This is a genomic window from Phocaeicola sp. RTP21359st1_B8_RTP21360_211022 (assembly GCF_040911965.1).
Taxonomy (GTDB): Bacteria; Bacteroidota; Bacteroidia; order Bacteroidales; family Bacteroidaceae; genus Phocaeicola; species Phocaeicola vulgatus.
On sequence record NZ_JBDFXP010000009.1, the window covers coordinates 19,560 to 33,993 of the forward strand.

Annotated in this window: 16 protein-coding genes and 1 pseudogene; 8 read left to right on the top strand and 9 right to left on the bottom strand. The window is 47.9% G+C overall.

Annotation, left to right across the window (positions count from 1 at the left end; translation table 11 throughout):
• Window positions 1-60: 60 nt before the first annotated feature.
• Window positions 61-4,026 carry an ATP-binding protein gene (locus tag AB5062_RS06450; RefSeq protein ID WP_004308134.1) on the top strand — a complete coding sequence of 1,322 codons (3,966 nt, stop codon included), beginning with the start codon at window positions 61-63 and terminating at the stop codon, window positions 4,024-4,026.
• Window positions 4,027-4,062: 36 nt separating this feature from the next.
• Here AB5062_RS06450 and AB5062_RS06455 read toward each other — a convergent pair whose 3' ends face one another.
• The 9 genes and pseudogenes from AB5062_RS06455 to AB5062_RS06495 form a co-directional block, all read right to left on the bottom strand.
• Window positions 4,063-4,275 (bottom strand): hypothetical protein, encoded by a 213-nt coding sequence (locus AB5062_RS06455; protein WP_129585771.1) that lies wholly within the window; start codon window positions 4,273-4,275, stop codon window positions 4,063-4,065.
• Between the two features lie 320 nt (window positions 4,276-4,595).
• Window positions 4,596-5,087, bottom strand: a complete 492-nt coding sequence (locus tag AB5062_RS06460; protein ID WP_004318655.1) for a hypothetical protein — start codon at window positions 5,085-5,087, stop codon at window positions 4,596-4,598.
• A gap of 2 nt (window positions 5,088-5,089) precedes the next feature.
• Window positions 5,090-5,542, bottom strand: coding sequence for a hypothetical protein (locus tag AB5062_RS06465; RefSeq protein ID WP_004312652.1), 453 nt, complete (start codon window positions 5,540-5,542; stop codon window positions 5,090-5,092).
• 81 nt (window positions 5,543-5,623) lie between these two features.
• Complete coding sequence (locus tag AB5062_RS06470) at window positions 5,624-6,904, bottom strand: fimbrillin family protein (RefSeq protein ID WP_004308132.1); 1,281 nt, start codon at window positions 6,902-6,904, stop codon at window positions 5,624-5,626.
• 336 nt (window positions 6,905-7,240) lie between these two features.
• Window positions 7,241-7,531, bottom strand: coding sequence for a helix-turn-helix domain-containing protein (locus tag AB5062_RS06475; RefSeq protein ID WP_008771115.1), 291 nt, complete (start codon window positions 7,529-7,531; stop codon window positions 7,241-7,243).
• A gap of 120 nt (window positions 7,532-7,651) precedes the next feature.
• The gene (locus AB5062_RS06480) at window positions 7,652-7,849 is read right to left on the bottom strand and encodes a reverse transcriptase domain-containing protein (RefSeq protein WP_008775183.1); all 198 of its coding nucleotides are present in this window, start codon (window positions 7,847-7,849) and stop codon (window positions 7,652-7,654) included.
• Window positions 7,827-8,177: a reverse transcriptase N-terminal domain-containing protein gene (locus AB5062_RS06485; protein ID WP_004308130.1), complete on the bottom strand. Its 351-nt coding sequence runs from the start codon at window positions 8,175-8,177 to the stop codon at window positions 7,827-7,829. The genes AB5062_RS06480 and AB5062_RS06485 overlap by 23 nt, the downstream gene beginning before the upstream one ends.
• Before the next feature lie 971 nt (window positions 8,178-9,148).
• On the bottom strand, window positions 9,149-9,910 hold the full coding sequence (locus AB5062_RS06490) for a glycerophosphodiester phosphodiesterase family protein (protein WP_004308129.1): 762 nt from the start codon (window positions 9,908-9,910) through the stop codon (window positions 9,149-9,151).
• Window positions 9,911-9,953: 43 nt separating this feature from the next.
• Window positions 9,954-11,258: pseudogene (locus AB5062_RS06495) on the bottom strand (RagB/SusD family nutrient uptake outer membrane protein); the annotation flags it as partial.
• Window positions 11,259-12,010: 752 nt separating this feature from the next.
• Here AB5062_RS06495 and AB5062_RS06500 point away from each other — a divergent pair.
• The 7 genes from AB5062_RS06500 (at window position 12,011) to AB5062_RS06530 (ending at window position 14,432) form a co-directional block, all read left to right on the top strand.
• Window positions 12,011-12,307: a hypothetical protein gene (locus tag AB5062_RS06500; protein ID WP_007571905.1), complete on the top strand. Its 297-nt coding sequence runs from the start codon at window positions 12,011-12,013 to the stop codon at window positions 12,305-12,307.
• A gap of 18 nt (window positions 12,308-12,325) precedes the next feature.
• Window positions 12,326-12,502, top strand: coding sequence for a hypothetical protein (locus tag AB5062_RS06505; protein ID WP_007571908.1), 177 nt, complete (start codon window positions 12,326-12,328; stop codon window positions 12,500-12,502).
• A gap of 14 nt (window positions 12,503-12,516) precedes the next feature.
• Entirely contained in the window at window positions 12,517-12,849 is a 333-nt protein-coding gene (locus AB5062_RS06510; RefSeq protein WP_007571909.1) for a hypothetical protein, read from the top strand.
• Window positions 12,850-12,861: 12 nt separating this feature from the next.
• Entirely contained in the window at window positions 12,862-13,158 is a 297-nt protein-coding gene (locus AB5062_RS06515) for a hypothetical protein (protein WP_007571910.1), read from the top strand.
• Window positions 13,159-13,162: 4 nt separating this feature from the next.
• Window positions 13,163-13,420, top strand: coding sequence for a hypothetical protein (locus AB5062_RS06520; RefSeq protein ID WP_007571911.1), 258 nt, complete (start codon window positions 13,163-13,165; stop codon window positions 13,418-13,420).
• Window positions 13,421-13,892: 472 nt separating this feature from the next.
• On the top strand, window positions 13,893-14,180 hold the full coding sequence (locus AB5062_RS06525; RefSeq protein ID WP_007571918.1) for an LPD11 domain-containing protein: 288 nt from the start codon (window positions 13,893-13,895) through the stop codon (window positions 14,178-14,180).
• Between the two features lie 36 nt (window positions 14,181-14,216).
• Window positions 14,217-14,432, top strand: a complete 216-nt coding sequence (locus AB5062_RS06530; RefSeq protein WP_007571920.1) for a hypothetical protein — start codon at window positions 14,217-14,219, stop codon at window positions 14,430-14,432.
• Window positions 14,433-14,434: the final 2 nt, after the last annotated feature.

Sequence of the window (14,434 nt, forward strand, 5' to 3'; positions counted from 1 at the left end):
TTTGTATATTAATTTATATTTTTATATATTTGCAACAGTTGTTGTCTAATTTACATCAGAATGACACGTGTTCGGAATATGGGAAGAATACTGTCCGCATTCCTCATGCTGGGAATTTCCTCCATGTGCGGAGCCCAGATATATAAATACTTGGGAATAGAGGACGGATTGAGTAACCGGAGGATTTACCGTATCCAAAAAGACGGGAGGGGATACATGTGGTTCCTCACCCAGGAGGGGATGGACCGTTATGACGGCAAGCGGATCAGGCATTACACTGTTCTTGACGGCAATCTGAAGGTGGCCCCGCAAGTCAATCTGAACTGGCTCTACACCGACACGGAGAACACGCTGTGGGTTGTGGGAAGGAAAGGCCGTATTTTCCATTACGACACCCTCCATGACCGTTTCCGGATGGTATACAGGATACCCGGTCTTCAGGATGACTTCGCCACGGGCATGCTCTGTTACGCCTATATGGACCGTGGGGACCGCATATGGCTCTGTCAGGGTGACCATATCATCCGCTATGACACCCGCACAGGCATTGCGCAGCGGCTGGTCTCCCGTTTAAGAGGTGATATAACCGCTATCAGCGAGACGGACGGTACAAACCTTTTCATCGGTACCGTGAACGGACTTTTTCCGGTACGGGAAAGGGACGGTGTCCTTGAGGCGCTTGCGGACACGGACAGCATCCGGACGCCGGTCAGCGAACTCTACTACCACCCCGGTTCGAAGAAACTGTTCGTGGGAACCTTCAGGAAGGGCATACTTGTATACGGAGTGTCCGCAGGCAGTACGCTGCGGAATGTGGCCGTCAACCGGATCACCCCTCTCAATGACCGGGAGCTGCTGATAGCCACGGGCGGAAGGGGGGTATACAGGATGGATATGGACTCGCTAGTGCCCAAACCCTATATAACCGCCGACTACGCCAGCCACAACGGCATGAACGGAGACAATATCAATGACATTTATGTGGATGGCGGGGACCGTATCTGGCTTGCCAACTACCCCGCCGGAGTCACAATCCGGAATAACCGCTACCAGAGCTATGAATGGTTCCGGCACTCACCGGGCAACAGCCGGTCGCTGGTTAACGATCAGGTGCATGATGTCATCGAAGACAGCGAAGGCGACTTGTGGTTCGCCACCAGCAACGGGATCAGCCTGCTGCAGCCTGCGGTAGGACGGTGGCGCTCCTTTCTCAGCCGGTCCGATGGGATACAGGATGGCGGGAACCATATCTTCCTGACGCTCTGCGAGGTCTCGCCGGGTGTCATCTGCGCCGGCGGGTACGCTTCGGGCCTGTACAGGATCGAAAAGAAAACCGGGAGGGTGGAATACTTTCCCCCCTCCTTTGCAGCAGAGGGGCGTCCAGACCAGTATATCAATGACATCGGAAAAGATTCCGGAGGATGTATATGGACAGGGGGCTGCCACAATCTCAAACGTTTCGATCCCCATGACGGCACAGTACGCCTGTACCCGGTCCCGGGCCCCATCACCGCCATACTGGAGAAGGCTCCGGAATGGATGTGGATCGGTACCGGCATGGGGTTGTACCTGCTTGACGGGCACGGGGGGACCTGCAGACATATCGCCTTTCCAGTCGAGGCGGTTCATGTCTATGCACTGTACCAGGCACCGGACGGGCTCCTGTATATCGGCACCGGCGGGGCGGGACTTCTCGTCTATGACAGCGTGGAGGACAGGTTCGTCCGCCAATACCAGACCGAGAACTGCGCCCTGATATCCAATAACATCCATACCATTGTCCCCCGTGCGGACGGCACCCTGCTACTGGGGACCGAAAACAGCGTGGCCCTGTTCCGGCGTGAGAGCGGCACTTTCAGAAACTGGACGGCAGAACAAGGGCTGGCAAGCGTATGCCTCAATGCCGGGGTATCCACTTTCCGGCACGGGGAAAGCTTCGTGTTCGGGAGTAACACCGGAGCCGTCATGTTCCCCTCCGACATGAGGATACCCGCCCCGCATTTTTCTCGGATGCTCCTGCGGGATTTCATGATCTCCTACCGCCCCGTCTATCCCGGGGACAAGGGATCCCCCTTGAGGGAGGATATTGACAATACCGTCAGGCTGGAACTTGCATATGACCAGAATACCTTCTCCCTGGAAGCTGTCTCCATCAACTACGACTATCCCTCGAACATCCTATATTCATGGAAATTGGAGGGGCTCTACGAGGGCTGGAGCCATCCGGTCCAGAGCGGGCGGATACAGTTCACGAGCCTGCCCCCAGGCAACTACACCCTGCGTATCCGTGCCGTCTCCAATGAGGAGAAATACAAGGTGTATGAGGAAAGAAGCCTCGGTCTGAGTGTCGCCCGGCCGCTGTGGGCGGGTACATGGGCCATTGCCGGATATGCGTCATTGTGTGTGTTGGCTGGGGTGGTGTCTTTTCGCGTTGCCATGTTGCGCAGGCAGAAAAGGATATCAGACGAAAAGACGTGCTTCTTCATACATACTGCCCATGATGTCCGTACTCCGCTTACGCTGATCAAGGCTCCGCTGGAAGAGGTGGTGGAGAAAGACATGGTGAAGGCGGAGGGGATGGACAATGTACGGATGGCCCTGAAAAGCGTGGACGGACTTCTGGGATTGGTCACCAGCCTGATAGATTTCGAGAGTACGGACAACTACACCTTGAGACTTCATGTCTCGGAATATGAGCTCAACAGTTATCTGGAGACGACCTGTGAGGCATTCCGCACATATGCCTCCATCAGGGACATCGATATCACCCGTGAGAGCGGCTTCCCTTACCTGAATGTCCGGTTTGACAAGGACAAAATGGACTCTATATTGAAGAATATACTGTCCAACGCACTGAAGTACACTCCACGGGGCGGGAGTATCCAGGTCCGTGCCTTCGCGGACCGGCATGTATGGGGTGTGGAAGTGGAAGACACGGGGATTGGCATTCCACCTGAGGAACGGAAGAAACTGTTCAGGAACCATTTCAGGGGCAGTAATGCCGTCAATCTGCAAGTGGCGGGAAACGGTGTCGGACTGATGATGGTACATAGGCTGGTAAGGCTGCACGGAGGCAGGGTCCGCGTTACCAGTACCGAGGGGAAGGGGACCATGGTATGTGTTATTTTTCCCCTGAGGAGCAGACGCCTTGACAAGGCATGCCCCGTTGCTTCGCCCAGGAAACAGGATACCGGGGAAACCCGCATGGGACCGGATTGCGGCCCCATGCGTGAGATCCTTCCAACAATGACCGGCGGGGACCGGCAGCGTATTCTTATTGTGGAGGACAATGACGATTTGCGGACCTACCTTGAGGGGCTGCTGAAAGAGGAATACCTGGTCCAAACCTGTTCCAACGGACGGGACGCGCTGCTTGTGGCGAGAGAATACAATCCGGACCTGATACTTTCGGACGTTATGATGCCTGAAATGGGAGGGGACGAACTTTGCGCGTCCGTCAAATCCGATATTGAGACATCCCATATCCCGGTCATGCTGCTGACCGCCTTGGGAGATGAGAAGGACATGCTGGAGGGGCTGGAAAACGGAGCTGACGCCTATATCACCAAACCGTTTAGCATAAACGTGCTCAGGGCGAATATCAGGAACATACTGGCAAACCGGGCACTGCTCAAACGGGCATACGCCGGTCTTGAGGACGGAGTCGGACAGGTTCCGCCGGACTGCCACAATACCCGGGACTGGAAATTCATGGCCTCCGTAAGGGAATGCGTCATGAAGAATATCGACAACCCCGGTTTCTGTGTGGACATGCTCTGTGGCATGCAGAACATGAGCCGCACCGGATTTTTCAACAAGTTGAAGGCGCTCACCGGCCATGCCCCGGCTGACTATATCCGCTCCATGCGGCTGCAATATGCGGCACAACTGCTCAGGGAAAAAGACTGTTCGATAACGGAAATCTCGGATGACTCGGGGTTCTCCGATGTCAGATATTTCAGGGAGGTGTTCAGGAAGTACTATGGAATGAGCCCGAGTGAGTACAGGAATTCGATGAGAGGATAACATCACGGGCAGACAGACTCCAGGATATGGCAGGTCTTATTGTCGGAGATGGTGTATGTTTCGCTCCGCACCGACAAGCCGGGCACGGTTAACTCGTTCACCGTAATGATGAAGGCGAACAGCCGCCCTGCCCCAGTATTGAGGCTCGTGCCTGATAGGGATAGTAGAAATAATAGTGTTCGTCCAACAGCCCGCCTGTGAGCGGTGTCGGACTTTCAGTTTTCCATACGAGACCGCCCGTGTCGGCATCCCTCTCGGCTGTCAGTTTCACGTTGGAATAGACTGTTTGAGTGCCCCGCACCACGTATAGGCCGCAGGCCCCGCCTTCGGAAAACTTGGTTTGGCAGCCATTCTCCACAGTACGGGTGGTTTTGCGAACAGCCGACGTATATCCACCATCGGTAACGGAGAAAGTAAGTTGCTGCGCCTTGTCTTGGTTGCCCGGGAGCTCTTCTTGCGTACAGGCGGCAAGCGATAGGAGCACCGCCGCCGGAATCGAATGTAGAATGCTTTGCTACAGTTTCTTTCTTTAATGTGATTAAAAAGCGCACACGGCCAGAAACCTAACTTTATAAGTACTTATCATTACTTTCCAGAGTGGCATCTGGAAAGTGTATGGCATATGCATTGTTAGGGCTATAATATGCCTCCGTAGACGACCAGTAAGAGGTGGTATAAATTGGCGTCGGACCGCCGGCAGCGACGAGGGATGGGTTGACTATATAATTCCAAATTTCGGCATTCGGAAAATCTTTCATCATAATCTTATCATCAGTAAGTCGGGCTGGGGTTAGTCTGCCTGTGGGGTCAGTGTCTTTCGGTATACAGAAGACGACACCGGCGACCGTCTTGCCCGCTACGGATTGCGGCTTCGGGTCTGCGATGACCTGAGCTTTCCCATTGGGATAGCGTTTGCGCAGTCCGCCGTCCGAAGTGCTCCTGCCCGAATAGATGTAGTCCCCAGCCTTCACTTCATCGGCAGTGTAGTGTATTGTTTTGGCTACCGCCACATTCTCCTCGCCGCCATCAATCCAGGTGTTGCCCGGCACCGTCTGCACCACGTCTATTTCATTCGTTTTTCCTCCGTGACACCTTCGCCCGCCATGAGCGTGAACTCTACTTTTGCCATGCGGTGGTTGAAACGGAGGCTGACGGCTTGGTCATAACCTCCCACTACGGTGACGTATAGAAGGCCGAAGCCGGCATACCCGCCACTTTGGTCGATATCGGCATTCGGAGTCCGTGCCGTGACACATGTCTCGGTAGTGCTCTTCCGGTAAATGGTGTTTTCAGCATCCTTTGGGACAGTATTGCCCGAGGCGTCCATTACGTACCTTTGGAGGCTGAGCATGCCATCCAGCATCACTCCTATCTCCTTGCCGCCGGCACGGGGGTGCGGTTGCGCCACCTCCGCTGTCAGTCGCAATGGGTACTTGCCATCGGGTAAACGTGTAGTAGATTCTCCCGTTTCCATCTTGCCGCAAGAGACGAGTAGCCCGCCCGCGAGCATCAACATCGGCTACCAGCCGCTGATGCGCATCCATCGTCCGGAATATCCTGTTCCTTTCACATCGTTATTTTTCTTTGTTTTATGTGGTTAGAAAGCGCACACGGCACGCACATTGAGTGCGCCGTCCTTTTCGCTGAGCTGTGCGAAGGCATTGTAGAAATACACGCTAAAAGCGCCATTCTTATTACTGGGGCTCTCCGAAGAAGACCAGAAACGTTTATGGTTATTGCGCGGTGACAATGCGTCACCGCCAACGGCGGAGATGGAGACTTCGACTATATCCCTCGTCTCTGTGTTGTCCCGTGTGTACGCAATATTATCGACATCCTTATAACATAGCATGTGCAGTTCCTTTACCGACGGCAAGAACCATCCGGTGCTGTTTGCCGGGGCTGGATTATTTGCGATAAATGTTTTCAGGACCTCAGCAGGATTGACCAAGGCATCGGTTTTGCCGTTTGTCTTGCAATATCCGTTATACGCCCACAGCACTTTCGTGTTCTGGTAACCGAGTATCCTGTTTATGTTGCCGGTCGCATCGAAACCAGTGGCAATGTTTACGTACTCATCCTTATCGACAGGATTGAAATCTGTTCCTCTTTGAAAATCCGCCACCCAGTCGTTAACGTTTTGCCACGAGACGTTGCCCGGAGCATCTTTAATCGACACGGCAAGGCCATGGGTGCAATTGGGATGTTCTTTCACCATAATCTTGTCGAAATCCAGAGACGCCGGCGTGATCCGTCCTTCAGGATTGGTCTCTGCCGGTGTCCAGAAGACGATGGCCGCCACGCTTGCCTTCTGCTCCTCGGTCAGGGTAGTACCCTTAGGCAGCAGGTTGCCGTCGGCGAGCAGGTAATCTCCCCGTTGCATCGTGTAGTCCTTTACAGTTGTCACCGCGCCGTCCACCTTGTATCTCTTGTAACTGCCGGTAGAAAGGCCGGACGGGGTTATGGTGAACTCCTTGCTTCCCTCGTCATAATGTCCTTCGATAGTCGGTGCGGGAGTCGCGTGATTCACCAAGTAGCGGTATGTACCATCGTTCACGCGCAGCGGCTGGGCAATGCCAGAGAATGTAGTGGCGGGTGACACGGCGTAATCAGGAATCCTCTCGTCGGTAAACTTGTATTTAACGGTATTCGGCATCTCGATGACGGCCAATGCCATACGATGGTTCATGGTGAAAGAGAGGTGGAGGGTGTTGTCTTCCCCTGTCGTTGCGGAGCCTTCGGCAGTCATCAAGTCGGAGGCGGTATATGCCGCATGAGTACTTTGGTCGTCCTGAGGCTGCCAAGCGGAAACCAACGGGGCGAAGAATTCCGTGTCGGTCAAGGCTGAGCCTGTGGGAGTGGCAGTCTTTCCGCTCATATCCGTTTAGTAGGGATAGTAGAGGTAGTAGTGCTCATCCGACAATCCCCCCACAAGTGTCGTGTTGTCCTTGGACTTCCACACGAGGTCGCCCGTGGCGGCATCCCTCTCTGCGGTCAGTTTCACGTTGGAATAGAGGGTTTGAGTGCCGTGCGTCACGTATCGCCGTCAGGCATGTTTTTCCTGCCGCTATGAACAACGGCGGGGGTATATGGTTATCCGGATGTTGCCGATGGAAAAAATCGGCTGGAAGAAGAAATAAATTTCTCGCAACGTTTCACAACAGCTTTGACCTGATGCTTTTCAACACACGCCACACCGTCATGCCTGAGAGCTTTATTCTCTTCCTAAGCAGATAGTTGGCAATCCGTTGCGCTCCCCATCTTCTTGTCTCACGCACAGATTAAGGATAATGGTTTCAATTTCAGGTGTTATCTTCATATTGGCAAGTCTTGATGAACGTTTAGACTTATCGGACAATTCCGACTTGCCTTGTTCTTTCTCGCAATTTATCCAACGGTATAACGTGGAACGGGTAATCCCGCACCGAAGGGCAGTTTTTGTCACAGAACCCGTTTCGACGTATAGCTCAAGCCATTTTTGGCGCATCCGTATATCTTCTTTCATGCAACGAAGATACGGATTAAGATTTGCCAACGAAAAGAAAAAGTGTAGCGTATCTATTGATACTTTGCAATTAAATACTACTCCGCTTTTCAGCCATCTCCTTAATACCAGCCTGTCAATCTACACATTGTTGAGAAGCCATTCATGATTAATATGATCAAAACAACCCTTAATGTCACCTTCCAGTATCCATTGTGGTAAACAGTCTCTACTCAACCATCTATGAAGTGCGTCTATTGCATCCGCAGTACTTCTAAACTTTCTGAACCCATATGAGTTCGCATCCGCTTCACTTTCAGTTATAAGTTCTAAAGCCATAAGATATATCCTGCACGGCTCTGTCCTTCATGGTTGGTATTCCCAAAGATCTTGTCTTGCCATTTGCTTTGGCTATGTTGACCTTCCTCAGCGGGAAGGCCTTATATCCTCTCCTTTTCAATAAACATATAGCTTCTATTTTCTTGGCATCAGTGTCCCACTTCATATGGTCAACCCCTGCCGTACGTTTACCTTTATTGGAAGTTACTTTCCTTATCGCCAATGCCTTGGCTTCGTAGGAAGTGGCAAGTAGGTACCGTAAGGCCTTTACCTTGTTGTACCTCTTTTCTTTGTGGGCCTTTGCTATTCGGACCTGCAGTTTTCTCACTTTACGCTCATATTTGGAAGAATCGATATCTTTTCATGTCGTGTTTCGTACGGTTAAAGATGCACACTCGGCTTTTGCCTTGCTCATTTGCAGTTTCTTCATTTTATTAAAGTTCTACAATCGTTTCACAAAGAATTACCCTGCGGAAGTCTGCCTGATTTCGCATGGGGTGATGTTTAAACCTCTATCCTCCGCATTACACAGAATCATTCACTTTCTCCGCAATCCTTTACCCGCACCACATTCGGCTTTTCTTGCAATTGGCTTACCTGCCTGACATAGACAGGAGAAATACGGGTTTACCAAGTTCCGTACAAGTAACTGACGCCCGACTTAGAGCCCGCCCCTCCACCGCCAGTATGATGTCCGTGTAGCCTTACATTCCCAAAAGACTATCCTGACTACCCACCTTTTGGCTATAGCTTATAAATATCCGTAAGCTATTTCTTTATTACGATGGTGTAGCGATTCACATATGTTACTCATATCAGTCAGCCTAACAGCCTATACATTGGATATTTCTGTAAAGGACTGCATTGTCAAGAGGGCTTCGCACTAAACCATGACTGGTAAAGCACGCCTCTTTAGACTACTATTGACAGAACAATAGGTTCAGGCACAGTGCTGAACAATTACTTGTACGACTTCTTGTCGCACGGAATACCTAAAGATACAAAAAGGCCAACTAATTCGCAATAATTTGGCTATGAATTAGTTGGCTAATTTTATATTATTTAATAAATACCCCTATTCAGTTCGATTAATGGAGCTGAACTATAAATTTGGACGTTTGCCTTCTTATACAAGATTGACATTCATTGTTTCCGCTATTGTTTTGTTTTCAATCAGCATTCAACTGTATCAACATGAACAGTCGTTTGAAAACTTGAAACTCATTTTCCAAAAACATAAATAATCAACAGATTATTAAAGGTAATCAGTTGGACTATACATTATCTCAGAAAATATATCTATTTGACCTTCATTATATCTTTCAACAGTCCCAACGGCTCATCTGTAGTGATAAAGTCGACTTTATCCCAAAAGTATTGCATGTCCTCTTTTTTATTAACCGTCCATACATTCACTTTTAGCCCCAAGGCATGGCAACTTTCAATCCAATCGGTATAACGGTAAAATTCAGAGAAGTGATAATCCGGTCCGGCACTACCCAATTCTTTCAGTTGTTGTGGAGATAAGTCCCCTTTCAGATAATATACAGGAGTGCTTGTGGGAGCCTGACGGATCAGTTCCTTTAATGCGTGAGACGAAAAGGTGATATATATCATCCGGGGTTCGAGTCCCATCTTCTTTATCATCGAAACGATCTCTTCAACAGCTTTTATCTCCCGTTCGGGTTTACTATGAGCTTTCAACTCCAGCACCAGCTTCAAAGATGTTTTCCGCTTAGCTGTTTCCAGAAGCTCTTTTAAGGAGGGTACGCATTCTCCATTCGCTAACCATAACCCGGTTAATTCCTTCAGAGTGGACTCTTCAACCTTATGCCCTTGAATAATCCCATCATGGCTAACCACCAAACCATTATCTTTTGTCAGCCAGACATCAAACTCCGAACCATAACATCCTATAGAATCCGCTTTCAACAAAGATGTAATGCTATTCTGTGCTGATCCTTGGGTTTTCCAGAAACCACGATGGGCAATCACCCGTGTTTGTGCCGAAGTATTGGCAATCATAAACATAATTGCCAATAAACACATTACCTTTTTCATTTTGTCCTTTCCTCTAATTGTTAGTTATATAAGAGCTGATTCTCTAGTATCCCGGATTCTGCACTAGATTGGGATTTACTTCTATCTGATCTTGTGGAATAGCAAGCCAATAGTTCTTGGGAGCGGTAAAATTACGAACGCCGGTTTCTTTCATGTCCGTAAGTTTATAAAAACTATCAGCGGTTTTTCCGGATAATGTCCAGGATTTCTGATAACGCATCATTTCAGTATGGGCAATTTTCCAACGGCGCATATCATGGAAACGTCTGCCTTCCATAGCCAATTCAATGGAGCGTTCATCATGTAATATTTCGCGCAACTTCTCTCCTGAAGGAATACCACCGGCTTTTGCCCATGAATCTGCAAAGGTAGGTAATCCGCAACGTTCACGTACTTTATTCAAATAGGACAGACTGGCAGTACTCAGTGTGCCGCTATATTCGAAATCCGCTTCTGCATAACTCAGATAGAGTTCGGCCAGACGCATATAAGGAAAGCACCAACGGTTGTAGGTTATTTGATCGGTAGTCCTATTATAGGTATCATATTTAGACACCCATTTCTGACAATAATAACCGTTGTCCGTTTGATACTCATCCTTGGCATTGCCATTATTCTGCTGCATTTCACCACGTCTGCATTTGAGCACTATTGTCTTTCCCTGCACGTCATAATTTCCACGATCAAAGCCAATAGAGGCATAAAAGCGCGGATCACGATTCCTGTGAAAACGTACCGTACTATCACCTGGTGCAATGGAATACGGATCAAGCTTCTTAGTCTCGGGGTCATCTGCCCAAGGTAGACCGTTCTTGGTATAATACCTACTCACACAATCCCACGTCGGGAATAAGGACCCTCTAAAACCTTTGGTCGAATAACTTGTAAATTCAACACGAGGAGCCATATTCTTGATACAGTAGGAAATAGTTCCCTGTTCAGCAAAGCCAAACAGGACTTCATTCCAGTTAAATCCGCTACCACTGATCCCATCACCGACAAAGGCTTCATGATAGTTTTTCTTCCCTTGCTCCAAGTCATTGGTCGAATTTCCATAAAGTTTGTAACCGTTCTCTTCGCAAAGGTCTATGGCCTCTTTGGCAGCATCCATCGCTCTCTTCCACTTTTCCCGGTCATAAGTCTGGTTAATCAGAAAAGTGCCGTCGGGGTTTTTAAAGTCGGAATAAAACTCACTATTCCCATTGACTAACGGCGAGGCGGCATAAAGCAACAGCCGAGCCTTGAAAGCCAAGGCAGCAGAAGAGGTAGCCCTGTTTCTCTTACTTGAATCCCATACGCCAGGAAGTAATCTAGCTGCTTCCGAATATTTATTGTCAATAAATTCAATCTCTCAAAAATAGTTTATATAATGATTTGAAAATCAGATTGTTGAAAATTTCACGATTTTAATTAAGGAACAAACAAGAAACAAAATCGTTAATTAAAGGTATTTCCCAATTTTTTGTTTTCACTCTGTTTCTTTCTTTGCACTTGCTTATAATCGGGACTTCTTGAACAGCTTCCCACCAGATTTTTTTCGTCCGATGGTTGCATGTGAGCTTCCAAGAACCACTGCAGCCAAAAGAAAAAAGCAAGTATTCTTTAGTTCATACAAAGATAAGGAAAAACTTATAGGCAGGCAAATTTGGCTGCCTAAATATAGTTTACTTTGATTTAGCATATATATAGGCTAATGGACTAAACTAAACCTTTTCCCGAACTTCGTAAAACACTCCGGTCCCATTGTACAGCCAAAAGAAAAAAACATTCCACGTCATATTTTTCTTTTCGCTGCAACCCCCTTTTTATAAACCATCAACCTTTTACACGAGATCTTCTCTTCCCTGTGTTCGCACATCCGCTTTCGGGCTGCCTGATATGAATTGTGTCGCAAAGGTACTTGTCATGTCTTTCTTGTATGCAAGGTCAAAGCCTAACGGTTCACGACAAAATCTCCACCCTCCGTTCCGCACGGGTAGTATTTAATCGTGAAACCTTGCATAAAGAGCCATGACACCTTTTGAAGCGACATAATTAAATCAAGCCCGAAAGTAGCTGGATGCTACAAGAGGGAAAAAAGAAAACTTAAAATTCAAAGTTATGGCAAACTACGCAACAAACATTTTCCACGCAAGTACGGAAAACAAACAAGACCTCAATAAGATAGAGGCATTTCTGGACGATAATTTCAACGGCTTTGTCAACCGGTATGGCGACACGGTAGATGCCGAATTTGATTCCCGCTGGGAATACCCGGAAAAAGCAATCAACGAATTAATAGCCTTATTGGCAGCCAAAGACAAAATCTATATCCGCATACTGACATACGAGTTAGAGGACGAATACGTGAGCTTTCGGATATTCTCGCAAGGTAAATGGAACATTAAGTTATCCTAAACCTAAACACAATTCACTATGTACGAATACGAAGAAGATAGCGATATTATCGGTTTGTCCTGCACGTTGCTCAATCCATATAAAGGTTACATGGAAGGCACAATCGTGGGCGACTATGGCAATACCATAGTTGTCCGCCTTGAAAGCGGCAAGGAAATTTCAGAATACCGTGATGAAGTGATTATCCATGATTAAACGATAGCAAACGTATGACACAGATAGCAACAAAATTCGTCAAATGGGACATTCCCGAACTGGCGACATTGCAGGACAGCAAGGTTTACAAATTGCGGGTACACCTGAACAACGGAGGCAAGTTAAACCGGGAAGAAAAGAACTGGATTACCCGTAACGTATGGGAAAGTATCTATTTCAAACGTGGAATTGCCTTGAGCGGTTATCACTTTGACTTTTCCGACATCCTCAAACGGTATTTCGTCAAACAGCACGGAAGTATTCACGAGTATTATGCGATTGACAAAACAGCGTTACGCTCGATACTGTACGGCAGAATAGAGGATATTGTAGAAGTAAGCGGTTAAAACAACAAGGATATGGGAGAATACAAATTTTATCAAGACCGTAAGGTTACAAGTTGGGAACGGGATTATTTCAGTGTGAAAGCGGACAGTTATGAAGAAGCCGAGGCAATCGTCCGCTCATGGAACTGTGAGGACGTGTCGAACATCATTGACAACCGTCTTTGCTATGAAGAGTGGCAAGCATTGACCGATACATCGGAATCTATGCTCCCCGAAGAAAACGACGGCAACCCGACAATAGAAATTTTCAATCAAGACGGAGAATCAATAATGACTAATGTACCCGAAACACCTCAATCAAACCAATAGAACCATGAACGTAACAATCGAACACGTCTTTTGCCGCTATAGCGATGAAGCGGAAGAAATCTATTTCCGAATCATGAACACGATTCTTTTTGCAACTGACGAAACCGAACTTCGGGCAAGTATGGAACGCTTGAAGAACGAAACCACGCTCGACGACTATTTCATATTCGGATACGGAGCACACCATATCTGGATAAAGCAACGGCGACCGAGCGATAAAAACAGGATTTTCAAACATCGGATTATGGTAGCCCATTTCTGACAGGAACAGGCAAAAGACCTCCAATGCGCTTTGCGGGCTGAACCGGAACTACCAGCTTCAGCCCGTTCCTCTTTCTCGCAATAGACATGCTGGCACAATCCCCCTTTTATCCTCACGATCAATTTTTATACTGCCCCGGAATACCCGTTTATATTTCTCTTTTCGCTGCAAACCCTTTTTATCGCCCATCAACCTTTTACACGAGACCTTCTCTTCCCTGTGTTCGCACATCGCTTTCGGGCTGCCTGATATAAATTGTGTCGCAAAGGTACTTGTCATGCCGTTCTTGTATGCAAGGTCAAAGCCTGACGGTTCACGACAAAATCTCCACCCTCCGCTTCGCACGGGTAGTATTTAATCGTGAAACCTTGCATAAAGAGCTATGACACCTTTCGAGGCGACATAATTAAATCAGGCCCGAAAGTAGCAGGTGCTACAAGAGGGAAAAAGAAAACTCAAAATTTTATAGGTTATGACAAACGATGTAACAAATTCAAATGGAAGAGTAACGGTAGACGAAGTAATACACAGGGATTCGGTTTTCAGATACCAACTGTTAGACCGCTTACGGTCAGACTGCGAGTATTACCTCAATTACGGTAACAGACACCCCAAAACCTTATGGGCTGGCGACGAAAAATTGCAAATTGAGTTTATGATAAAACTGCATGATAGCTTCAAGGAGGGAGAAAAACCGGAGTGGCTTACGATGGATAAAATTTTGGAATACAGTAAGAGAATGATAGCTCAAGAAGAATAAAATTACTACTAAGGAACAGACTAAAAATGTGATATTATGGCATGGTTGGCAGTAAATAAAGACGGAACAGAATGGATTATGCCCGAAAAGCCCGTTCGGGGCCGGTGTGGGCATTGGGAGTATTTGGAAGAAGTGTACAATGTACCAATCGAGATAGAACTCCCCAAAGGGACTGTTTACAAACTTCTCGGCAAAGAACTGACATGGGATGACGAGCCGGTAGAATTACAGACCAAAACAGAAAAAAGGTAAAT

Excerpts from the sequence above, each read along its gene's own strand:
- AB5062_RS06505 (WP_007571908.1), top strand. The coding sequence starts at position 12,326 with ATGTACGAATACGAAGAAGATAGCGATATTATCGGTTTGTCCTGCACG.
- AB5062_RS06510 (WP_007571909.1), top strand. The coding sequence starts at position 12,517 with ATGACACAGATAGCAACAAAATTCGTCAAATGGGACATTCCCGAACTG.
- AB5062_RS06455 (WP_129585771.1), bottom strand. The coding sequence starts at position 4,275 with ATGCCGACACGGGCGGTCTCGTATGGAAAACTGAAAGTCCGACACCGC.
- AB5062_RS06520 (WP_007571911.1), top strand. The coding sequence starts at position 13,163 with ATGAACGTAACAATCGAACACGTCTTTTGCCGCTATAGCGATGAAGCG.
- AB5062_RS06480 (WP_008775183.1), bottom strand. The coding sequence starts at position 7,849 with ATGGCTTTAGAACTTATAACTGAAAGTGAAGCGGATGCGAACTCATAT.
- AB5062_RS06450 (WP_004308134.1), top strand. The coding sequence starts at position 61 with ATGACACGTGTTCGGAATATGGGAAGAATACTGTCCGCATTCCTCATG.
- AB5062_RS06470 (WP_004308132.1), bottom strand. The coding sequence starts at position 6,904 with ATGAGCGGAAAGACTGCCACTCCCACAGGCTCAGCCTTGACCGACACG.
- AB5062_RS06475 (WP_008771115.1), bottom strand. The coding sequence starts at position 7,531 with ATGAAAGAAGATATACGGATGCGCCAAAAATGGCTTGAGCTATACGTC.
- AB5062_RS06465 (WP_004312652.1), bottom strand. The coding sequence starts at position 5,542 with ATGTTGATGCTCGCGGGCGGGCTACTCGTCTCTTGCGGCAAGATGGAA.
- AB5062_RS06525 (WP_007571918.1), top strand. The coding sequence starts at position 13,893 with ATGACAAACGATGTAACAAATTCAAATGGAAGAGTAACGGTAGACGAA.
- AB5062_RS06500 (WP_007571905.1), top strand. The coding sequence starts at position 12,011 with ATGGCAAACTACGCAACAAACATTTTCCACGCAAGTACGGAAAACAAA.
- AB5062_RS06530 (WP_007571920.1), top strand. The coding sequence starts at position 14,217 with ATGGCATGGTTGGCAGTAAATAAAGACGGAACAGAATGGATTATGCCC.
- AB5062_RS06515 (WP_007571910.1), top strand. The coding sequence starts at position 12,862 with ATGGGAGAATACAAATTTTATCAAGACCGTAAGGTTACAAGTTGGGAA.
- AB5062_RS06490 (WP_004308129.1), bottom strand. The coding sequence starts at position 9,910 with ATGAAAAAGGTAATGTGTTTATTGGCAATTATGTTTATGATTGCCAAT.